Below are 21,309 nucleotides of genomic sequence, written 5' to 3'. Positions count from 1 at the left end.
CTTACTCGCCTTCTTTCTTCGCTTTGAATTTGAAGGTCTGAGTAGCTGCCACCGCTTGTTTCCAGCCTTCGTACAAATTGTCTCTTTCTTCTGCTGGCATTTCTGGTGTAAACATTTGCCCTTCTTCTGCCATTGATTTCAATTCATCCAAGTCTTTCCAGAAGCCAACCGCTAGCCCTGCCAAGTAAGCTGCACCTAATGCGGTTGTTTCCAGATTCGCAGCTCGTTGCACGTCAATGTCTAAAATGTCCGCTTGGAACTGCATCAATAGATCGTTTTTGGCTGCACCGCCATCGACTTTCAGCAATGGGATATCGATGCCAGAATCTTTTTTCATCGTGTCGATGACATCTTTTGATTGATACGCAACAGCTTGCAATGTTGCCCGAACAAAATCTTCCTTCGTCGTCCCACGAGTCAAGCCAAAGACGGCTCCTCTTGCATCTGAATCCCAATAAGGTGCACCCAATCCAGTAAAGGCAGGCACCACATACACTTCATTATCGCCTTTTGCTTTGGCAGCTATTTCTTCTGATTGCGGAGAAGACTCGATCATTCGTAGACCGTCCCGCAGCCATTGGATCGCTGATCCAGCAACGAAGATACTTCCTTCTAAGGCATAATAGACTTTGCCGTTGATGCCATACCCGATGGTCGTCAGTAGGTCATTGTCAGACAATTGTGGTTCTTCACCCGTATTCATGACGATAAATGCCCCAGTGCCGTAAGTATTTTTGATCATGCCTTTTTCAAAGGCCATTTGTCCAAAGAGGGCGGCTTGTTGGTCCCCAGCCATTCCAGCGATTGGTACTTCACTGCCGTAAAAATGGTAGCTGCGGGTGTGACCATAGACTTCTGAGTTGCTTTTGACTTCTGGCAACATCGAGCTTGGAATGTTCAAAAGATCCAAGATTTCTTGATCCCATTCTAATTTATGGATATTGTAAAGCATCGTCCGACTAGCATTGGAGTAGTCGGTGACATGGACTTGTCCATCTGTCAGTTTCCACACAAGCCATGAATCGATCGTTCCGAAAAGTAGCTCGCCATTATCCGCCTTTTCTTGTGCCCCTTCGATATTGTCTAATAGCCAGCGCACCTTGGTCGCTGAGAAATACGCATCAATGACTAACCCAGTTTTTTCATGGATCATCTCTGTATGGCCATCTGCTTTTAATTGGTCAGCGATCGGTGAAGATTGGCGGGATTGCCAAACGATTGCATTTGCGATCGGCTGGCCTGTCGTTTTGTCCCAAACCACTGTCGTTTCACGCTGGTTGGTGATCCCGATGCCGGCGATTGCTTCTGGTCGGATACCTGATTCAATAAATGCCCCTGCGATGACTGATTGGACAGAGTTCCAAATTTCGTTGGCGTTGTGTTCTACCCAACCCGATTTTGGAAAGTATTGCGGAAACTCTTTTTGTGAACTACCGATTTTTTTCCCGTTACGATCAAAAATAATTGCTCTTGAACTAGTGGTTCCTTGGTCGATCGCCATTACATAATTTTTTTCTGCCATTTGATTCGCTCCCTTTAGTTTTTTATACGCTTTTCTTGTTAGCGCTTTCTGACTTGCTTTTATTTTAGCTGAACTTTCGCAATGTGGTTCGTCAATTTTTTTTCAAATTTCTAAGAAATTGACGAAATCCACTATTGAAAGCGTTCGCGGATCATTTTTTTGATCGTTTCCCGATCATAAGCGGTACCTAGTTCACTGATTCGATAAGTCGGTGTTTTCGTCTCGATAGCATAGTTTGCCAAGATTAAGTCATATTCTTGTTCTGGGCGATAGCGTTCTACGACTACGCCATTCAAATTTTTGAGATACAGCAGCCACATGTAGTAGAGGGCTTCTTTAAACAGTTCATCCATTTTCAAAGCGATCCCGACGCGAAACTCCCGATTGATTTGATAATCGATGATCGTGATCACGCTCAAGTATTTGACCATCGTCATCATCAACAAACTATTTTTATCAGATGGCTTGATATCAAGCTCTGCTAAAGCCTTATCCAATAGTTCGTGACTGATTTGCTGGATGTTACGACTGGATAGCTGCGCTTCTAACTGCCAAATATTTTCTCGATCAAAAACCTCCACATCCCCTTTGAAAAAATACACGCGGCTGTGGATCTGCAGCAGGTGACCATAACAAGTGGCTTCGATTTCACGGGGAACAAACGATGGGCGGTAGAGATGCAAAATATGTTCCAAAATCAAGGTATCCGTCAAGGCAGTTGGCGTAAACCGAGAACGCTGCAGCATATACACTTGCAGATCGTGTTCGGATAACACCGAGAACGACAGTAAAAAGACAAAGTGCAGCATCGCCTCCTCTTCTCTGACTTCTAATGCATAATGGCCAAACCCACGAAATACTAACTCCCGTAATTGCTGAAACAAAGGATCTTTCGTGTAGGGTACCATTTTCTCCCGTAAGACTTGAAAGGATTGAGTAGTAATTTTCAGTCGCGCCTTCATGATCCTCAGCCATAAGGACAAGCGCTGTTGGGCTTCTTTCGTGAAGGTCATGTTCAGACCTCGTGTGATCAGACCGACGTATTTTTCATCGATCGGCAGCGGCTGACTGTCGAAAGAATGGACATACCAAAAGAGTTCAAAATAGAAATAACGAATTTGCGTTTCTTCCCCAATCAGCTTTCCTTGCCAGATCTCTAACTCGAATTCTGCTAGCAAGCCATTTAGCTCTTTGATTTTGCGAAACAAGGATGACTCGCTGACCGCTAATTTTTGTGCCAGCTGGACAGTGGTCACCTCTTGATGCTGCAAAAGATGCTCGAGGATTTGAAATTTCAATGCTGAACGATAAAACGCCCATTCGATTTGATTAAGGGAAAAAGTGGGACTCATTTCAAAGACCAGGACACCTTTTCGATAATACAACTGACACTGTTCTTGGTAGTGAGCCAGCTCATCTTGCAACTCCTCCACATATTTTTCCAAGGAAGGCTTACTGATGCCAAGATAGCTCGCCAGCTCGTGCAGCTCCATTTTTCCGCCCACCAGTAAAAGCTTTTTGAGCAGCTGCAATTGCTTTGCTTCTTTTTTTTCTAATAACTGATCAAGTCTCATCGGCATCACTTCCCGACCATAGAAAAGTTTCGTCGATTACATTAGTGAACCGTGGATGGAAGAAAAAGTCTTTTTGGGTCAACTCCTCCATCGTTGCCTGCTGCTCGATCGCAAACGCTAATAAATTGATTTTTTCCAAAATATTGGCTTTTGATAAAAGCTGCGCACCAACGATTCGGCCGCTGGCTTGTTCGATCATCACTTTTCCATGAACCTGCGTTGGATCAAACAAGGAACTGGCGGCAGTAAACGCATGACAGACGATCGGAGATTCGAAGAAAAACCGATCAGACTCGGTCAAGCCGGTGCTTGCTAAGTACCACCCAAACAGTTGCGTACCGACTGTCCGCAATCCGCCACGAAACGGGATGGTTTTGCTTGCCAGATTACGAGCTACTGCGATTCCTGAGCGAACAGCATTGTTGACTAAGGGCATATAGACCGTGTCTTTCGTAATAGCATTCGGAATTTGGATCAAATCGCCGACCGCAAAAATATCCGTGGCAGAAGTTTCCAAGTAGGCATCTGTCCAGATGGTTTGATCACTGTGTAATTCAAAGACCGCAAATGCCTCTGGCAAGCGAGGATGAACGTTGACTGTCGTCAATACCAGATCGCTTTCATAGCCTTGATCGGCGGTTTCGATCCGAAAGCCTGTTTCCGTTTTAACGACTGCCAAAGTTGGCTTGGACCAATGCAGCTGCAAGTTGGGGATTTTTTCGATCTCCGTTAAAAAGGGCTGCAAAAAATCGTGATCAAAGTACTTGAATAAAGGATATGACATTGATTCGATCACACTGACTTTTTTTCCGATCGCAGTCAAGGTATTCGCCGCTTCCATCCCCGCTTGACCAGCACCTACGATGGTAATCGACTCTGCTTGGGGCAATTGCTGCAAGAAATGCTTGGCTGCCTCATATTCCTTGTAGGTCAGTAGTGCTTCTTCTGGTTGTGGCAAAACAGTGGAATCTTGACTGGAGCCTGCTGCCAAGACGAGTCGATCATAACTTAGTTCTCGCTTATCCGTTCGAATCCGATGATCCGAAGGAAAAATCTCCAGAAGCGTTTCTTCTAAGGCAACGTCGATCGTTTCTGCCTCCAGCTGCTCCTTCGTACAAAAGAATGCTTCTTCCAGCGATGCGATCCTGCCTTCGATCAGCAATAACAAACCGCTTGGAACAAACCCAAGATGGGCTTTTTTTTCTATCAATAAAATCTCTGCGTCAGGGTATAATCGGCGTGCTTCAAGGGCGCAGCTGACACCCCCAAAGGACCCGCCTATGATAATGATTTTCATTGGATCACCTCTCTCCCTTAGCTTAAATGAAACGCTCTCATTTGACGAGTAAAAAGCTATCTCCCTTACTATTTTTTTGCACCAGATATAGTAAGATGTTTTCAAATCAAAAAAAAATCTGAATGACCGTACCTTGAGGTTCCGCTGTCATCAGCCAAACAGCGCTCATTAAAAAATTCGCTAAAAAAAGAAAAATGCACAAAAAAACCAGCCAATCGAGACTTGGTTGCATCATCACTAGGATCATGCAACCTACTTCCTGATTGAATGGTTTATTTTTGCTATCGTTTTATCTGTGTTATTGAGGCTGAGAATCTTGCTTACAAGCACTACCAATCTTATCTGCTACGACGATCGCTGCTTTGACTTGTTCAACCGTAATTGGAAACGGCATCGAATGAATCGATTCTTCAGGGATACAAGCCTTTTCGGCTACTTCTGTTAACTCCTCGTCACTGATCGTTTCTACCCCTAAGTCTCTCAAGCAAACAGGTAAGCCAATCGATAGCGCAAAGTTGATTACTTCAAACAACTCTTTTTGAGGTGCATTTTCTAAAACGAGTTGGCAGATCGTGCTAAAAGCGACTTTTTCTCCGTGGGTGGCGTCATGGGCAGCATGAAGAACAGTCAAGCCATCATGAATGGCATGGATCGCTGCTAATCCGGCACTTTCAAAGCCTAATCCAGAAAGGAGGATATTGGCTTCGATCACATTTTCCAATGCTGGCGTGACCACATTACGCTCACAAGCTTGCTTCGCTTTGGCACCATCTTCTAAAATCGTTTCATAGCACTGCTTCGCTAACGCATAAGCGGCTTTGGTTCCTTTCGCCGGTGGACAGCCTTCTTGTGCGCCACAAGGCAATCCAGCATTGACATTAGAAAAAGAACGTTGAGTAGCTCTTGCCTCAAAATAAGTTGATAAGGCATCTCCGATTCCAGAGACAAGAAAACGTGTCGGTGCTTGCGCGATCACGACTGTATCGATCAAAACTACGCTCGGACTTTGGACAAAATACGCGTAGTCATCAAATGCGCCCTCTTCTGTATACAAAACTGCAGAATGACTGGTTGGTGCATCGGTTGCAACGATCGTTGGAACGATGATCAAGTTGCGGCCCTCTGCCACACATTTTGCCGTATCAATAGCTTTTCCGCCCCCTAAACCAATAATACAGTCACAGGCGTTTGCAGCAGCGATCGCTTTTAAACGAGCCACTTCTCCCCGAGTCGCTTCGCCGTGAAAATCACTTTCGACCAAAACAATTTCATAGGTGTTTGCCGTCTGATCTAATTTTTCTTTGACCCTTGCGACATCTTCTTTACTGGCAATCAATAAGGCGCTTTTCCCAAAGGTTTTTACAAAATATCCTAGGCGAAGCAATTCATCTTCTCCTTGCACATATTTTGCTGGACTGATAAAAGCTTTTCTCATTACACGACACTCCATTTCTTTTATTTTATTTTTAGTGCAGTCAATTGTTCTATGATCTCTTGCTCAGAAGCAGCAACTTGCAATAATGCAGCAGCAGTATAGGCACTTTCGATCAGCGCAGTATCAAATAAGTGAACTGTTTTTTCGGTCAATTCCTCCGCAAGTTCCAAATTCATTTTGGCACTGCCTAAATCATAAAAAGCGAACAGTATCTGGCCCTGGTTCTCTTCAAACGCAGTTACGATCGTTTCTGCATTTGTCCCGATTCCATTGTCCTCTAAGCCAGCTGCTAAAGTAATGGGAACATCTGGAGCAACTTCTTTGATCAAACGCTGTAAGCCAAAAGCAATTTCATAAACATGAGAGACGAGTACAATGCCGATTTTATTCATCAAAAACACCTGCTTCAATCATTGCGCCAAAAAGAAAGGCACTGGACATCGCGCCGGGATCAATATGTCCCAAAGATCGTTCCCCCAAATAAGAAGCACGACCTTTTTTGGCAACAAGATCCGCTGTTTTTTCGGCAGCTTCTTTCACGACTTCAAAGGACAAGGTTTCTGCTTCCAGAGCTACGATCGCTCGTTCCCAAGTTTCTACCATCGTTTTATCTTTAGCTTCAGATTGTCCTCGACGTTTGATACCACTAAGCGCTGCTTCAAGAATCGCTTTGGGATTTTCCATCATGGCGCTCGTTTTCGCCATCTCCAAGAAAGCCGTGCCATAGAGGGGGCCGGATGCGCCACCCACTTTACTGATCAGAGTCATCGCTGTCTTTTTAAAAACCTCTGACACCTCCTCTACAGGTTCCTTTTCTAACGTCTCCATGACTGCTGTCATTCCTCGAGCTAGATTACTTCCGTGATCGCCATCACCGATCGCTGTATCTAGTGCATTCAAATAATCTTTTTCTGCTTGAATCGTTTGATGAAAAAGACGAAGTGTTTTTAATGAATTTTCTTTTGTAAACATTCTTTTCCCCTTTTTACCAAGCGGTATGTGCTACCGGCTCCGTTAAATAAGCCACCCATTCCGGTTCCAATTTTAATAGGGTCAATGAGATACCTGCCATATCGATTGCCGTCATAAAATTGCCGACCTTTGAAAACACCACATCGAGCTCACGATCCAAATGTTTCCGTACATCTTGATAGAAAATATATTGCTCCATCAATGGTGTACCGCCCAATCCATTGACCATCACAGCAAATTTCTCCCCATTTTCCCAAGAAAAAGCCTTTTTTAATTTCTCGATCATTTTTTGAGCGATCTCATTTGAAGAACACATCGTTTCCCGAGCATAACCAGGCTCACCATGAATCCCCACACCAAACTCGATGTCTGTTTCTGTTAGTGTAAAGCCTGGACTTCCCACTTCTGGTACGGTGGCACCACTCAGTGCGACGCTGATGGTTTTTAATTGACGGACAACTTGGTTCCCAAGTGACACTAGCTCTTCAATGGAACACCCCTGTTTGGCAGCAGCTCCTAAAATTTTATGAACAAAAACCGTGCCAGCGACCCCACGTTTTCCTTGCGTAAAGGTGCTATCCTCCACAGCGATATCATCATCAACGACCACTGTGCCAACTTCAATACCATCTAGTTCAGCGAGTTCCTTTGCCATCTCAAAGTTCATGATATCGCCAGAATAATTTTTCACGATCAAAACGACACCATTGCCGGTATTCACACTTTTGATTCCTTCGTAAATTTGATCCGGCGTAGGTGAAGTAAACACTTGCCCACAAACAGCTGCCTGTAACATTCCCTCACCGACAAAGCCCGCATGAGCTGGCTCATGCCCACTTCCACCACCACTGATTAAAGAAACTTGTTTGGCGAGTTCTTTTTGTTTTACGACAAATGTATTGGGAACTTGTTCAATCGTTGATTCATTTGCTTGAACGATTCCTCGAATCATTTCTGCCAAAACATCTGTCGGTTGATTCATAATTTTTTTCATTGCTTACTTCCTTTCCATACGTTGTGAATCTTATGAAAGCTTCTTCCTATCCTCTCGATATTTCGCAAGACGCTTCATAATTTTTTGTTATTTTTTATTTCTCTTTTTAAAAAAAAGTTTCTCCCCAAAAAAACTGTTAGCACCTTCAAAAAAACAAGCTTCTTGCTATTATTCAAATTGGTCTTCCTGCTTTTTTTATAGGTCTCCTTATCTATAACCTTACCGTTTCCAAGCTCTATTTACAACGGACAGAAACACTAATGTGTCCGCTTCCAAACGCACCTTAATAGTAGTTTGCCATGGAAAAAAAGCGTATAATCGAATTACGATTTAAGTAAAAGGAGCTGGCGTCGATGAATCGTTTTATTCGATCAAAACCACAGATACAGAAACAGATTTTTGCTGGATTTGCCTATACCTACCATGATCGCCTGCGCTGGATCCCCCGCACAGGGATTTTCCTAAAAAGAGAATTGCCAACTAATAAAGTTATTTTATTAAGTGGTGGCGGTAGTGGTCATGAACCTTCCCACATAGGCTATATTGGAAAAAACATGTTGGATGGTGCTATTATGGGATCAATCTTTGAGCCTCCTTCAGCAGAAGAGATTTTCCGTGGTATCAAGGCATCATACAACGGACATGGGACCATCTTGATCATTAAAAACTTTGCTAAAGATGCTCAAAATTTCTTACAGGCGCAAACATGGGCTGCCGAAGCTGGGATGAAAGTGGATCATTTGCTTGTTTCCGATGATTGTTCGATTGAAAGTGATACCTTTATCAAACGCCGTAGAGGCGTTGCTGGAACGATTTTTGTCCACAAGCTATTGGGGGCTGCTTCAGAAGAGCTACTGTCATTAAAACAATTGAAAGAATTAGGGGAACAGATCGTCCCACGGATCAAAACACTAGGGGTTGCTTTTACTCCGCCCTCACCTATCGCACACATTCGTCAGCAATATCACTTAGCTTCGGACGAACTAGCATTTGGTATCGGTATTCATGGAGAGTCTGGTTACCGAACTGAAAAGATCCATTCTTCTGAACGAATCGCTATTGAGTTAGTCAACAAACTCAGCAAGCAATTTTCCAAAGAAGAGCTAAAAGACATCGCGCTGCTGGTCAACGGCTTAGGGGCGATCCCTCTTTTGGAACTGGCAATATTTATGAACGATGTCCAACAATTACTAGAGATTGAAGAGATTCGTGCTTCCTTTAAAAAAATGGGCAACTTCTTGACCGCCTATGATACGGATGGTCTCTCACTTTCCTTTTTTTCCTTGAAAAACCAAAAGTGGCAAGAGTACTTGCATCTTCCGACCGATGCCTTTGGCTGGCACTAAGTCATGTTCCTTTTGCTTCGACAAAAAAGAGCAGCTGTCTATTCGCTTAATCAAATAGACAGCTGCTCATATTATTCGCAAATTCTCGTCCACTTGGTTTACAGCCTTCTGACATCCACTTTGTCGTCATTGCCATAAACGCAGTCGCATAGAATTCTTCGATAAACTCACGATTTTCTTTCTTTTTGCTGTTGTCGCCCCATTTTATATCCAACATCTTACTGATCAAGCCCTTTAAGTGTTCGACATAATACTCTTGAAAAGAATTTTGACCTTGAAAAGATAACACATTACAATAGAATCGCTTATTTTCTTCAAAGTAAACGAACAAGTCTTGTAACGTCGTCATCCAGTCTTCATAAGCCAAATTATCTGCTATTTTTTCAATGGCTTCTTGCTGAAAAATCCAATCGGTCAAATCATATTTGTCTTGAAAATGATTGTAATACGTTTGACGACGTATATTGGCTGCTAGCATAATCTTTGAAATAGTTACTTTCTCGAAACCAATCTCCACTACTAATTGTTTAAATGCTTTGGAAATTTTTTTCTTTACGATCATTGATTCTGCCATCTAAACACCCTTATCTAATAAACGAATCTTCCATTTTGCTGATGCTTCCTTAATGGATAGATCTTCGACTCGTTCGGTTAATAAGATGAACCTTCCTGCCTTCGCTATACGAGTATTCTATCTAAGCTATTGTCTGTTTACAATAACAAATAATGAATATTGACAGCCGTTTTTTGCATTTCCTCCCCTTGATAAAAAACCAATCGTTATTTGTGTTGATAGAGCTGGTTTCTAGGGATCTAAAACAATTCGGTCCAACAAACAGTTAAATCATATCTAAAAAATTACTATAAAGGTAACATAACACTTTTTAATCATTCACCTAATTTTTTTCAGCTTTCACTCATTACTCATCCCGATCAGATCAAACGTTTCCGTTGAAACGATCACTTCAAAAGATGGGCTGCTTGGTCGTGGGAATTTTATCCAGTTTGCCCGTTCTTGAAGATCGTAATACCAGCCATTTGTTGCTGCTTCAAAATCTTGACGACTTAGATATTGTGGCAGCTTTTGCCCATCTAAGGTGACCCAATAGGCACCTTTTTCCTTAGTTATCACCTTCAAGCGATAATACTCGATCGTACTGTCGAAAGTACCTGTTGTTTGAAACTGAATGGTTTTTCTTTCTCTGCCAGTTGTCTTGATCGTCGTTAGCTTGTAATGCTGCTGTTCAAAATCATTGCTCTGTCCATCATCTTCGTACAAATCGAATCGTTGATTTTCTCCTTCACCTATTAGTAGTTCGATCTGTTTCAACGTATCAGTCGCCCGTTGATGCTCATCAGCACTTGTCACAAAGATACCATCTGCTCTAAGAAACATCGGGATATCTTCTAAGCCGACTGGAATCGTGATCACTTGACCACCCTCATAACATGTGAATTGCTCGTTTAATTGGAACCATTGACTACCTTTTGGCAAGTAAAGGGTTCGCGTTGTCGCACCTGCTTCCAAAACATTGGCAACTAAAAGCGACGAACCAACCATGAAGGTATGAAAAGGATCTGCATAACAGTTAGGGTCTTCTTGAAATTCGTAGAACAACGGTCTGAGGATCGGATCACCCGTTCGATGGGCTTGATACATCAATGAATAGAGGTAAGGCAGCATTTGATAGCGCAAGCGAAAGGCTTTCCGAATCAATGGATTCATTTTGTCATACATCCATGGTTGCGTAACTGTGTTATCATCGTTGGCAGAATTGATACAAAAACGCGGTTGAAAAATACCATTTTGAATCCAGCGCAGTAATAATTCTGCATCTGGTGCACCACCAGCAAAACCACCAATGTCACAGCCAGTATTTGCTACCCCAGACAAACCCATCCCGATGATTGTATCGATATTGTATCGGAGGGTCCGCCAGTCAGTGAGATTGTCTCCCGCCCAAGTTTGCGCATAACGCTGAATCCCGGCATAGCCTGCTCGATTGATGATGTACGGTCGCTTATTGGGAAAAACTTCTTTGATCGCTTGTTTTGCCGTATAGGCCATCATGTTGGCTTGGATCGGTTTTAATTCTGCAATTTGTCCTCGTTCTGCTCCTTCGCCACAAAGCGCTTGTTTTTCTTCGATCCCATCGTATTCGCAATTATCGTTCCAGACGGTAGCTGTCCCTTTTTCTAAAATCGATGCTTTCAACATTTTTTTCCAGGTATTGCGCCCTGATGCTTTTAAGAAATCAACAAAACGACCTTCACCACCCCACCAGCGACCATAGTAATCTTGTTCACCGTCGCGGTCTTTCACAAACACATCATTTGCTTCAAATTCCTCTCTAAAGGGATGCTTTTCTAAAATACCCGGTTTCAAATTCACGATAACATTGATTCCTAGCTGGTTCATTTTGTTAAAAAACGCAATTGGATCAGGAAAACGCGTTTTATTCCAATGAAACACATACCTCAGATTATCTTCTTCACCAGAGGAATAGCCCGATGCTAGCTTAAAATTATCGATCATCATACCATTGGCCCGATGCTTTTCAATCACACCATAGATTTCTTGGTCACAATTTTTGTCAAGTTCTGCATAATACATAGTAGATGCAGTAAAACCTAAGCTGTGTTTAGGCGGCATAGCTTGCTTGCCGGTTAGATCGGTATAGCGATTGACAACTTCTTTTACTGAAGGACCGTTGATAAAAAAGAGATCGATCTCGTTACCATCTGTTTGATAATAGCTATAAGGGTCCCAATAACCACTGATCTCATTGCCCATATCAAATACAGACTCATAAGAATTGTTATAAAAGAGACCAATCGCTGTTTGGTTGCTTTCACTCAGACGAATATAGAAAGGGATATGCTTGTATAACGGATCACCAAACTCTGGATCGTGACCAATTGCGTCTTTGGCGGACATGCGCATTCGTCTGCCTTTTTTATCATGGTGCCCTGTCTTTTCGCCAAAACCATAAAAATGATTGGTTTTTGGTTCGATTTTATTATAATGGTACGCTCTGCCTAGCTGGTCGATCTCAAAAGCCCGTTCTGGCAAATCAGAGTAAATCAATTCGTCTTTCTGGTTGTAGATTCTGAAATGGAAGGGTGCTTTGTGGATGATCACCTTTAATTTTTTGGCAGGAAAAATCAAGGTATCTTCCGTTTCTTCACACGGGACAGTAACCGCTGCGACTCGCTTACGCTCCTCCTTCAATAAGGAATCCAAGCGATCCTCCCAAGCGGTCATTACTAAGGCATACGATTTTTCGATAAATGTCCGATCAAAAGAGGCGCGGATTCGGACAATATCTTCCGTGAGAAATAGTAGTTGAATCGTTGCTTCTTCGGTATGGATCAAGTAATCATCGGGTCGTTTTTCAAGATAAAGAAATGTTTTCACTCTCATAATAGTCCCCTTTTCCCTGAATCAATGCACAGTCCAAGAGACAGGGATTGAATTTTGAATCATTTATTTCTTTCGTAAAAACCATCGCAGCGATTTCACTCAAGACACGCAAATTAACGATTTGCGGTATCCCTAAAAACTTTCTGAGCTGAACTTTTTTCGTTCTCGTGTAGATCGATGCTTGTTGCTGCTCTTCGATCCAGTGAAAAAATTCATGTCCGAAAACCAGGTTCGCAATTTCTGTGTCGGTGCTCTTGATTGCCCTGTTTTCTAAAAAGGCTGCTATCTGTGTGATTGCTGCCTCATTGATGAATAATTGATTAGGTGGCTGAAACTGCCCTAAGATCATTCCACTAGCATTTAAGGGCACTTGATTTCGCAACAATAGCTTGTTTTGTTTGCAGATGGTCCCCCTATCAAAGGGGTGACCATACATTTCTAAAAATTCTTTGGCAGCAGTTTCGCCACATTGTCGTGCTTGCTCAATCAGCTCCACATGATCTGATCCTTGGTATTTGCAGGCAAAGGGATCGGTCATGAATAGATAATTCGCCCAAAATTCGTCATCGTATTGCGTTAGTTCCTGCAATGGTCGTCTTAAAATAGTCGTGTGATTCATCATTGATCACCTGATCATGTTTGTTTGATGTTTCCTGCGACCAGTAAAACTTCTGTGTCCCCTTGTAAATCATCTAGCTCAATGCCCATCAATAATGCTAACTGTTCAAGCGTTGAAGCAGAGAAGTCCATCACTCGTGAACCAAAACAGACATAAAACTCTGGTCGAACAATGATCTCACTTTGATAAACAGACATTTCTTCCCACAATTTCTCCACTGCCTCTCGGTAAGTGGCAATCGTTGCTTTTGCTGCCAAAGCATTCGCTCGTTGCACTTTGATAAAGCCTTTTTTATCTAAGATACGAACTTGAGTGGGACCGTCATGTGTCGCTTCACTAAACACGAAGAAGGCATTTGTTTTCGCCAACAAGGTCGTTTGCTGCTCCGTCAAGCGCATGTCTTTGGCAGCCAAAGCCAATGCTTCTTCTTCCGAACATTCTTTTAATAGATCCATGGCTTTGACTTCGGTGGAACCAGTCGCGATCGCGGTCACTTTTGACGTCTGTTGATCGATTTCAATATGAACTTCGATCGTTTCTGCACTTGCTCCACTATCGATGGCCTTATCTAGTGCTTCTTGTTTGATGGCACGAATGTCTTCTGGACTTGGCGATGGGATGATACGCTCAACGACATCACGCACCATGGCTAAAGCAACACCGATGGAAGAAATCACTTCCGCATTTTCTGGGATATCATATTTCACTTGATCTTTATTGGAATAATACGTAATCAAGGAGGAGGCACCGCCACCTACTCCTACTAAGGAGATTTGGTCTTTTTCTAGCTTGTATTTATCTACCAGTTCGTTGATGACCGGTGCAATCTTTTGGTAAGATTTTTCCATGATTTGGTTCGCGATATCCTCCACTGTCGTCTTGCAATAATCCGCCAATACTTGCATTGCTTTACGTGCAGAAGGAATATTTCCATAAGAAAAATGATTCGGTTCTACCAGACCCAAGACATTGGCTGCGCAAGAGTTTGTAATGGTGACAGCTGAACCGTCCTCCATAAGAATTCGGACGTAATCGGCAGGATCACCAGGCTTAGGCGAAAAGAAATCGACCTTTGGCTGATTGATTTTCTCAGTATCGGTGTATACGGCATAATCAAGTCCTGCGATATGTGCAGAACGTGGGCCAACGTCAATGATCCCATTTTTATCCGCGCGAACCATTGAACCACCTGCAACGCCGAGGATTCGTACATCTAATGAACTGATGTACGTAGCATGACCACCCACGATAGAATAATCGATCGTGGGCCGTCCATTTTTGATGACACCGATATTGGTGGTCGTCCCACCAACTTCAAAATAGATCCCATTTGAAGCCCGCAGATACATCAATGAACCCATGACCGAAGCAGCCGGTCCTGACAACATCGTCAATACGGGACGACGCTTCATTTCAGTGATTTCCATCACCCCACCGTCACCACGCATGATCATCAACGGAACAGTTACGCCTGCTTGTCGAACGGCATTTTCGGTTGATGTTGCGGTATTTAGCATTTTTGGTAAAATACTGGCATTGATCACTGCCGTACGGGTTCGCCGCGTTAAGCCATATAGCTTCGTGATATCTGATGCCATCGTAGAAGGAATATTTTTTTGCTTCGCTACATTGGAAACCAGCTCCTCGGGACCGATATCATCTACCCCAAACGCCATGGAAGAAACGATGACCTCCGCAGATTCTTGCTTTAGCGCAGCAATTTTGTCACCGATTTTGTCTTCGGATACTTCTTTTAGTTTCAGAAATTCATTAGCGATCTGAATTTCTTTGCCTTCTCCTAAAACAATATTTTTTATGTTTAATTGTTTCTTCGCGAGAAATCCTTCTAAGCCGCCTTTGGCTATCCCTAAAATCCCTACTTTCGCCACGTCACCTTCAATTAATGCATTGGTCGCCTGCGTGGTACTATGGGCAACAAAAATCACTTCTTCCGGAGCAATATTGTTTTCTTTTAAGCAATTTTGAAAGGTCTGAATGACACCTTTTGCCACTCCTGAAACATCATCGTGGGTTGTTTTGACGGAAGATTTCCCAATAATCTCATGCGTCGCATTATCGATCGCTACCGCTTTTGTATGGGTTCCACCCACGTCAATTCCCATCCGTACTCTTCTTGTCATGTTCTATACCACTCTTTTCTAGCCTTTTGTGCTGATTTTTTACATTAAAGATCCGTACATGAGATAGACAACGATTGCCATAATGACACATAGGGTCGCTGATGTTGGGATCCCAAGACGCATATAATCTTTGGACTGTACTTTGGCATAATCCAATGCCCAGACTGCTCCTGAAAGGGTAATGTCTAGTCCTTGGGGAATGATCGTTGTCACGATAAACAATGGATAGAGAAATTGAATCGGCCAACTTGTTACCGCAGCTACGACATGTAAAAGTGCAAGACCGCTTCCGACTAAGTTCATCGGCCCTCTAAAATGCCCTAAGACACCAAAGACACCAAACACGATCGCCAATCCTAATGTGGTCGCAGGAATCACTGGGCTTAATAATGCGCCTAAATAGGGAGCAACATACGCAGCTGCCGCATTGTAAGTGGCGATGGCTAACAAGAACGCCATCATCGGTGCAACACTGATCGCCCCATCAGACCCATACTTGGCAATTTTCCGACTTGCTTCCACAAAGCCGCCTTTTAGATGCCCTGTCGTGATCAGTGCAAACAAACTGGATAAAATAAAGGAAAGGATCACGGGTAGATTAAATGCGATCAATAAAATCACGGGCATAGCAACGGAAATCAGTGAAAGAGCAGGAGCACTTTTGGCTGTGGACTGACCTGCATCCCAAGAATAGACTTTTTTGGCTTTCCCGATCTTCACATTAACGATCGTCAAGATCACGATCAAAGAAATCGTCGCTGCCACGATCGCAAATGGGAAATAATCATTGTAACTATAATTCGCAAATTCTGGACTCGTCGTTTCGAAAATCGTTTGATACTGTTGGAAATTCACTACATTCAAGAAGGAGGCACTCACTCCCGCTGAACCAATAAAAGCAAAAACGGAAACAAGTGGTGAGATACCTAATGCCAGCATGATCGGTAAAACAACTACCCCGATAGCAATGTATGGTCCGACACCTGTTAACGAAGTGAACAATACAGCTGTAACCAAGCACAGCAAGTTGACGGTCACTCGCGGATGATCGCCCCCTAATTCCACGGTCTTACGAATCAAAGTAGAAGCAATCCCTGTTTCAATCAAAACGGTACCAAAGAATGCCCCGAACAACACATTGACTAAAACATTTCGTCCGTATGCTTCGGGTCCCGCTTGGAAGACATCCGTCAGCACTTCAACTGCGGTCAATCCCTCCATAGCACTATTGGGCTCAATCACATTTCCTGCAAAACTAATGGCGATCCAAATCGCACTCATTAAGAAAAAGCCAACGGTCATGTTATAGCCCTTGATACAATAAAAAGCCATAAATAAAATCGACAAAATGACCAATCCGCCTAATACCTGTGTAATCATTTCTTTTCCTCCTCGTTTTTACATTTCTTTTTCTTACATCCCTAACAAATCAAAGTTTTCAAAGGAGATCACCGCTTGATAATCTGCTTTTGGATTTTGGTATTTGATAAAGACTTGACCCATGGTTTGACTATAGTACCAGCCTTCCTTCGCAGCCTCGAATTGCTTATGATGCTGAAAATGAGGAACAAGCTGATCATCAATCGTTACCCAAAAAGGGGCTTTTTCGTGGTTGATGATTTTTAAAAGAATCTTTTCGATCTGCGTTGGATAGTCACCCGTTCGTTTCACTGTCACTTTGACCTGTTCTCCAGGTTCCACATGGATCTCTTCTTTCAAGTAGGCGCCTGTCTTGTAAGCCAATGATTTCCCGTCATCTTCATAATGGGTGAAGTGACAAGCTTGATCTGGTGCCACTAAAATCTCTAGATCAGTGACCGCCTCAGAATGAAGATTTCTCACTTCATTCGCTGCAAAAAGGGTGATCGACCCACCAATCACGAACAACGGTACACTATCGATCGTCACAGGAATGGCTAGTGTTTGGCCCCCTTGGTACTTCTGTCGTGAATAAAAGTCATAATAAACTGCCCCTTCTGGCAAATAGACCTCACGGACTTTTGGCCTTTTTCAACGACATTCGCTACGAGTAATGATTCTCCGACAACAAAATCAATGCCGTTGTCATAACAGTTAGCATCCTCTTGAAATTTCATAAAGGTCGGTTGAATAATTGGCAAACCAGTCTCAGCCGCCCGCACCATCAATGAATAATAATAAGGAATCATTTTGTATCGAAATTGGATCGCCTCCGCAATCCGTTGCTTACTTGCAGAAAACATCCAGGGTTCAGTCACCGTATTATCAGTATTGGTTGAATGAATCGAGAAGCGGGGCTGGAAAATTCCATTTTGGACCCAGCGGACAAACAACTCTTCTTCAGGAGCATCCCCATAAAAGCCACCGATATCACAGCCATAATTGGTCACCCCAGAAAGCGCCATTCCTAAAACTGTCGCGATGTTGTATTTTAGCGACTCCCAACTCGTTCGGTTATCCCCAGACCACGATTGGGCAAAACGCTGAATTCCCGCATGGCCTGCCCGACAAACCACAAAGGGTCGGGTGTTAGGGTGCTCTTCTATGATGGCTTCGGTTGTGATTTGGCACATAAGATTTGCCATGATTGGACGTAACTGACCAATGGTACCGGTTTTCCCATCATAAAAACAACGAGCATCTTGATCGACAATACTTTCATATTCACAATTATCATTCCAAACACTGGTTACACCGTAAGATAAGACATGTTCCTTTAAATACTTTTTCCAAATCCTCCGTGTATGGGGATTGGTAAAATCAGCGAAAACTCCTTTTCCTCCCCACCAAGTACCTAAAGCATTTTTACCTTTGTCCATGCTGTCTTTCACAAAAATTTGTTCTTCTTGAAGTGCCTGAAAGAATGGGTGCGTTAAGAGAATCCCAGGTTTGACATTAGGCGAGGTCGTGACGCCCCGTTTCTCCATCTCAGCGAAGAATCCTTTAGGGTCTTTAAATCGCTCCTTGTTCCACGTAAAAAAGTAGCGCTGCCCCTCATGATTGCAATAGCCTGAAGACAACTGGAAGCCATCGATCGGTACCGATTCTTCTTTAGCGGTATCGATGAAATCAATGATCGCTTGATCGCAATCTTTAGACAGTTCAGAATAATACATGGATGAACCTAGGTAGCCCAATGCATATTTAGGTAGCATCGCCGACCGTCCAGTCAACGAGGTATAGCGCTGAACCACTTCTTTGATCGTTGGTCCTGCAATAAAAAATAAGTCAATGTCTCCTCCGTCTACTCGAAAACGACTGTGTTTCTTCCAATAATTACTATGTGAGCGCCCCATATCAAAATCACATTCATATGTGGTGTGATAAAAGTAACCACTGGCAACTTTTGTTCGCTTATTGCTTTTTACATAGAAGGGAATGTGCTTATAAAGAGAATCGGCATTTTTAGGATCATAGCCCATCGTATCGCGAGGACTCATAACCATAAAAGTATGACTTTTCTCTATAGCACCTGTTTTTTCCCCAAATCCGTAAAAGCAATCTCCCTCTACTATTTCACTGGTGTGGATTTTGCGCTTATTCGCATCTTCCATCAATGCAAGATCGACGATATCTTTGTGCAAAACCAAATCCTCTTGGTCGTAAATCACCAATTGATAGGGATCCTTGTAGAGAAACACTTTCAATTTCTTGCCGATCAACCCAATCTTGTCTTCTTCTTCAATGACCTGAAATTCTTGTAAATCGACTCGCTGACGCTCTGCTCCAATCAACTGATCGAAGCGATCTTCCCACCCTGTCAACACTAAACTGTAAGACGCCTCATCAAATTCCTCATCAAAGCTGGCACGAATCCGAATAATTTCGTCAGTCAAGAACATGATCTTCACTAAACAACCATTTGTTCGAATCAAAAAACAGTGATTTTTTTCTTGACTATCGATGACACTTGTTGCAATCTTCATATATACCTCCTTAAACGATTGTCACAAAAACGGACTTAGAAATCGCTTTCACTTACACTAAAAAAAATAATTGCTTTCTATCTAGGAAGAGCAATTTTCTATGACCGTTTGCTTATTGATAATAGTAACTTCTCATATATTAATATACAACGGACAGATTTCGAGAATTGTCCTCCTCACTTCTGCAACCTGATTCTGGTCCCTTGGATTGTCCCTTGGATTGTCCTTTCGATAGCGAAGTGATTTGTAAAACGTCTAGTCTATTCAGCAAAAAGGAGTGTTCAAATGGTTTTCTTTTATCAATTCATGCTGGGATTGTTTGCCAGTACATTCGTTGCAGCGGCAGCATTCGTCTTTCAGTGGCTGACTGTTTCTGGCGCACTGGCTGCGATTCTTTGCGGCACACTGGTCATTGGCTTTGGTCCGTGGTACAGCATCTTTTTGATTGGCTTTTTCTTTGCCAGCTCTGGCATCATTGGTCTTTTAAAGAAAATGCGCAGTCAGCCAGAGTTAGCTGTGCTTGCCAAAGGTGCTCGCCGTGATGCAAAACAAGTCTTTGCGAACATCACACCAAGCATCTTTGCTCTACTGCTTGCCTTTTGGACGAAAGAACCGCTATTCCTTTGGGGATTTGTGGCGGGAATCGCTAGCTGTACGGCTGACACTTGGGGCTCAGAAATCGGCGTGCTGAGTCCAAGTCCACCGCGTCACTTACTAACGGGAAAAAAATTACCACCGGGACTTTCCGGCGGTGTCAGTTGGTTGGGAACTGCCGCTTCCCTAGCAGGGAGTCTCTCCATCACTGGTTTATTCGCAGCAGCCTTATGGTTGAACGGCAAGCCGTTCTCCTTTGATCTCTGGTTGACCTTGACTGCCTTAGGCTTTTGCGGTAGTCTTTTGGACAGCTTACTGGGCGCAACGATTCAGGTGCGCTATCAATGTCCTGTCTGTCACCAATACACCGAAAAAAAAGTCCACCACGACGTTGCCACCAAGCAAGTCGGCGGTCTTACCTTTGTAACGAATGAAGGGGTCAATTTGCTGACTTCAATAGTGATCGTTATTTTGACTGTATGTTTCTTTTACTTAAAAATGTCTACCGCATCATAAAAAAAGCAGCAAAGCACGTCACTAATGTGAGGTGTCTTGCTGCTTTTTGACTCAATACCGATTAAGCAATATCCACTAAGCGGATCTTCGTGACATTTTTGTAGACAGACAATTCTTCGATCACTTCAGAAAAGCCTAGTCCTCGGGGGAGATCAATCGTATAAATGTTGGTATAAATGCGATAGTCTTCCATGAATTTGACATCAAAATTGACATCTTCGATCACGATATTTTTCTCTTGGAAGTACTCCGTCAAAAACTCTTTGGTCTCAGTGCGGTGGATGTACTGGATCTCTAATTTCTTTGCTGTTGGTACGCGGACGATCCGCTTAACGATCGTCAATGCAAAGAAGATCCCGATAAAACTACTTAATGCGATGGTGTAAAAGCCCATCCCGATGGCAATTCCTAAACCGGCGATCGCCCATAAGGAAGCAGCCGTCGTCAACCCCGTCACCGAGCGCTTCGTCACAATGATCGTTCCGGCGCCTAGAAAACCGACCCCGCTGACGACTTGGGCGATCAATCGTGCTTCGTCTGAACGAATCACGCCTGCTAAATCTGGATGATTTAGTGCATCTCGCATGGCACCTGTGGCGATCTCCACTTGGATCAAAGCAATGACACAAGCTCCCATGCAAACCAAGATATGGGTTCTAAGTCCAGCTGGTCGACTTTTGTATTGCCGCTCGTACCCAATCGCTCCTCCCATGATCATTGCCAACAGCAATCTCAGCGCTACTTCAGGAATGGATAAATGCATATCAACCATTTGCATCCCTCTTTTCTTCGTATTCTCTCTTTTAACTATAGCATCTCTGATGAAAAAAAGAAAAAAACAGCGCCGAATCAGCCAAATAAAAAAAGCCCCCTCAGAAAATAAGCAAGTTAGCTACAAACCATTGCTCGCAGCTGCGCTGGCGCTACTGCACAAGCGCAGGGGGAAGCTGCGAGGATGGCTCATTTTTCC

General features: G+C 43.2%; 16 protein-coding genes and 1 pseudogene. 2 read left to right on the top strand and 15 right to left on the bottom strand.

Going from position 1 to position 21,309, the window contains the following annotated elements; translation table 11 throughout:
• Nucleotide 1: 1 nt before the first annotated feature.
• The 7 genes from glpK to dhaK form a co-directional block, all read right to left on the bottom strand.
• Entirely contained in the window at nt 2-1,522 is a 1,521-nt protein-coding gene (gene glpK, locus A5883_RS17540; RefSeq protein WP_005225176.1) for a glycerol kinase GlpK, read from the bottom strand.
• Nucleotides 1,523-1,653: 131 nt separating this feature from the next.
• Entirely contained in the window at nt 1,654-3,096 is a 1,443-nt protein-coding gene (locus A5883_RS17535; protein ID WP_086339188.1) for a helix-turn-helix domain-containing protein, read from the bottom strand.
• Nucleotides 3,086-4,393, bottom strand: coding sequence for an NAD(P)/FAD-dependent oxidoreductase (locus A5883_RS17530; protein ID WP_086339187.1), 1,308 nt, complete (start codon nt 4,391-4,393; stop codon nt 3,086-3,088). The genes A5883_RS17535 and A5883_RS17530 overlap by 11 nt, the downstream gene beginning before the upstream one ends.
• Before the next feature lie 298 nt (nt 4,394-4,691).
• A complete protein-coding gene (locus A5883_RS17525) occupies nt 4,692-5,828 on the bottom strand; it encodes a glycerol dehydrogenase (RefSeq protein ID WP_086339186.1) in 1,137 nt (378 codons plus the stop codon).
• Between the two features lie 20 nt (nt 5,829-5,848).
• The gene (gene dhaM / locus A5883_RS17520) at nt 5,849-6,220 is read right to left on the bottom strand and encodes a dihydroxyacetone kinase phosphoryl donor subunit DhaM (RefSeq protein ID WP_060793022.1); all 372 of its coding nucleotides are present in this window, start codon (nt 6,218-6,220) and stop codon (nt 5,849-5,851) included.
• Complete coding sequence (gene dhaL / locus A5883_RS17515) at nt 6,213-6,800, bottom strand: dihydroxyacetone kinase subunit DhaL (protein ID WP_086339185.1); 588 nt, start codon at nt 6,798-6,800, stop codon at nt 6,213-6,215. Before dhaL ends, dhaM begins: the two co-directional genes overlap by 8 nt.
• Nucleotides 6,801-6,813: 13 nt before the next feature.
• Nucleotides 6,814-7,794 carry a dihydroxyacetone kinase subunit DhaK gene (gene dhaK / locus A5883_RS17510; RefSeq protein ID WP_086339184.1) on the bottom strand — a complete coding sequence of 327 codons (981 nt, stop codon included), beginning with the start codon at nt 7,792-7,794 and terminating at the stop codon, nt 6,814-6,816.
• A gap of 353 nt (nt 7,795-8,147) precedes the next feature.
• Between dhaK and A5883_RS17505 the strand changes: the two genes are divergently transcribed.
• Nucleotides 8,148-9,140 carry a dihydroxyacetone kinase subunit DhaK gene (locus A5883_RS17505; protein WP_086339183.1) on the top strand — a complete coding sequence of 331 codons (993 nt, stop codon included), beginning with the start codon at nt 8,148-8,150 and terminating at the stop codon, nt 9,138-9,140.
• A gap of 46 nt (nt 9,141-9,186) precedes the next feature.
• Here the strand turns inward: A5883_RS17505 and dhaS are convergent, their stop codons facing one another.
• From dhaS to A5883_RS17475, 7 genes and pseudogenes are all read right to left on the bottom strand, one after another.
• Nucleotides 9,187-9,714: a dihydroxyacetone kinase transcriptional activator DhaS gene (gene dhaS, locus A5883_RS17500; RefSeq protein ID WP_060793018.1), complete on the bottom strand. Its 528-nt coding sequence runs from the start codon at nt 9,712-9,714 to the stop codon at nt 9,187-9,189.
• A 339-nt stretch (nt 9,715-10,053) separates the two neighbouring features.
• Complete coding sequence (locus A5883_RS17495; protein WP_086339182.1) at nt 10,054-12,564, bottom strand: glycoside hydrolase family 31 protein; 2,511 nt, start codon at nt 12,562-12,564, stop codon at nt 10,054-10,056.
• Nucleotides 12,536-13,183 carry a hypothetical protein gene (locus tag A5883_RS17490; protein ID WP_086339181.1) on the bottom strand — a complete coding sequence of 216 codons (648 nt, stop codon included), beginning with the start codon at nt 13,181-13,183 and terminating at the stop codon, nt 12,536-12,538. The genes A5883_RS17495 and A5883_RS17490 overlap by 29 nt, the downstream gene beginning before the upstream one ends.
• 14 nt (nt 13,184-13,197) lie before the next feature.
• Complete coding sequence (locus tag A5883_RS17485; protein WP_086339180.1) at nt 13,198-15,324, bottom strand: hydantoinase/oxoprolinase family protein; 2,127 nt, start codon at nt 15,322-15,324, stop codon at nt 13,198-13,200.
• 39 nt (nt 15,325-15,363) lie between these two features.
• Nucleotides 15,364-16,704 carry a citrate transporter gene (locus A5883_RS17480; RefSeq protein ID WP_086339179.1) on the bottom strand — a complete coding sequence of 447 codons (1,341 nt, stop codon included), beginning with the start codon at nt 16,702-16,704 and terminating at the stop codon, nt 15,364-15,366.
• 33 nt (nt 16,705-16,737) lie between these two features.
• Nucleotides 16,738-17,121 (bottom strand): DUF5110 domain-containing protein, encoded by a 384-nt coding sequence (locus tag A5883_RS19395; RefSeq protein ID WP_333493791.1) that lies wholly within the window; start codon nt 17,119-17,121, stop codon nt 16,738-16,740.
• A gap of 126 nt (nt 17,122-17,247) precedes the next feature.
• A pseudogene (locus A5883_RS17475) lies at nt 17,248-19,145 on the bottom strand (TIM-barrel domain-containing protein); the annotation flags it as partial.
• 369 nt (nt 19,146-19,514) lie between these two features.
• On the opposite strand from A5883_RS17475, the gene A5883_RS17470 reads away from it, so the two are divergent.
• Nucleotides 19,515-20,339 carry a DUF92 domain-containing protein gene (locus A5883_RS17470; protein WP_086339178.1) on the top strand — a complete coding sequence of 275 codons (825 nt, stop codon included), beginning with the start codon at nt 19,515-19,517 and terminating at the stop codon, nt 20,337-20,339.
• A gap of 61 nt (nt 20,340-20,400) precedes the next feature.
• Here A5883_RS17470 and A5883_RS17465 read toward each other — a convergent pair whose 3' ends face one another.
• Complete coding sequence (locus tag A5883_RS17465; protein ID WP_074536356.1) at nt 20,401-21,111, bottom strand: MgtC/SapB family protein; 711 nt, start codon at nt 21,109-21,111, stop codon at nt 20,401-20,403.
• Between the last annotated feature and the right edge of the window lie 198 nt (nt 21,112-21,309).

Source organism: Enterococcus sp. 5B3_DIV0040, assembly GCF_002140755.1.
GTDB lineage: Bacteria > Bacillota > Bacilli > Lactobacillales > Enterococcaceae > Enterococcus_D > Enterococcus_D casseliflavus.
The sequence above is the reverse complement of the archived record's forward strand: the minus strand, read 5'-3'. Positions and strand labels throughout refer to the sequence as shown.

What these genes read in the sequence shown, in the direction of transcription:
- glpK (WP_005225176.1), bottom strand. Translation starts at nt 1,522, where the DNA reads ATGGCAGAAAAAAATTATGTAATGGCGATCGACCAAGGAACCACTAGT.
- A5883_RS17535 (WP_086339188.1), bottom strand. Translation starts at nt 3,096, where the DNA reads ATGAGACTTGATCAGTTATTAGAAAAAAAAGAAGCAAAGCAATTGCAG.
- A5883_RS17530 (WP_086339187.1), bottom strand. Translation starts at nt 4,393, where the DNA reads ATGAAAATCATTATCATAGGCGGGTCCTTTGGGGGTGTCAGCTGCGCC.
- A5883_RS17525 (WP_086339186.1), bottom strand. Translation starts at nt 5,828, where the DNA reads ATGAGAAAAGCTTTTATCAGTCCAGCAAAATATGTGCAAGGAGAAGAT.
- dhaM (WP_060793022.1), bottom strand. Translation starts at nt 6,220, where the DNA reads ATGAATAAAATCGGCATTGTACTCGTCTCTCATGTTTATGAAATTGCT.
- dhaL (WP_086339185.1), bottom strand. Translation starts at nt 6,800, where the DNA reads ATGTTTACAAAAGAAAATTCATTAAAAACACTTCGTCTTTTTCATCAA.
- dhaK (WP_086339184.1), bottom strand. Translation starts at nt 7,794, where the DNA reads ATGAAAAAAATTATGAATCAACCGACAGATGTTTTGGCAGAAATGATT.
- A5883_RS17505 (WP_086339183.1), top strand. Translation starts at nt 8,148, where the DNA reads ATGAATCGTTTTATTCGATCAAAACCACAGATACAGAAACAGATTTTT.
- dhaS (WP_060793018.1), bottom strand. Translation starts at nt 9,714, where the DNA reads ATGGCAGAATCAATGATCGTAAAGAAAAAAATTTCCAAAGCATTTAAA.
- A5883_RS17495 (WP_086339182.1), bottom strand. Translation starts at nt 12,564, where the DNA reads ATGAGAGTGAAAACATTTCTTTATCTTGAAAAACGACCCGATGATTAC.
- A5883_RS17490 (WP_086339181.1), bottom strand. Translation starts at nt 13,183, where the DNA reads ATGAATCACACGACTATTTTAAGACGACCATTGCAGGAACTAACGCAA.
- A5883_RS17485 (WP_086339180.1), bottom strand. Translation starts at nt 15,324, where the DNA reads ATGACAAGAAGAGTACGGATGGGAATTGACGTGGGTGGAACCCATACA.
- A5883_RS17480 (WP_086339179.1), bottom strand. Translation starts at nt 16,704, where the DNA reads ATGATTACACAGGTATTAGGCGGATTGGTCATTTTGTCGATTTTATTT.
- A5883_RS17470 (WP_086339178.1), top strand. Translation starts at nt 19,515, where the DNA reads ATGGTTTTCTTTTATCAATTCATGCTGGGATTGTTTGCCAGTACATTC.
- A5883_RS17465 (WP_074536356.1), bottom strand. Translation starts at nt 21,111, where the DNA reads ATGGTTGATATGCATTTATCCATTCCTGAAGTAGCGCTGAGATTGCTG.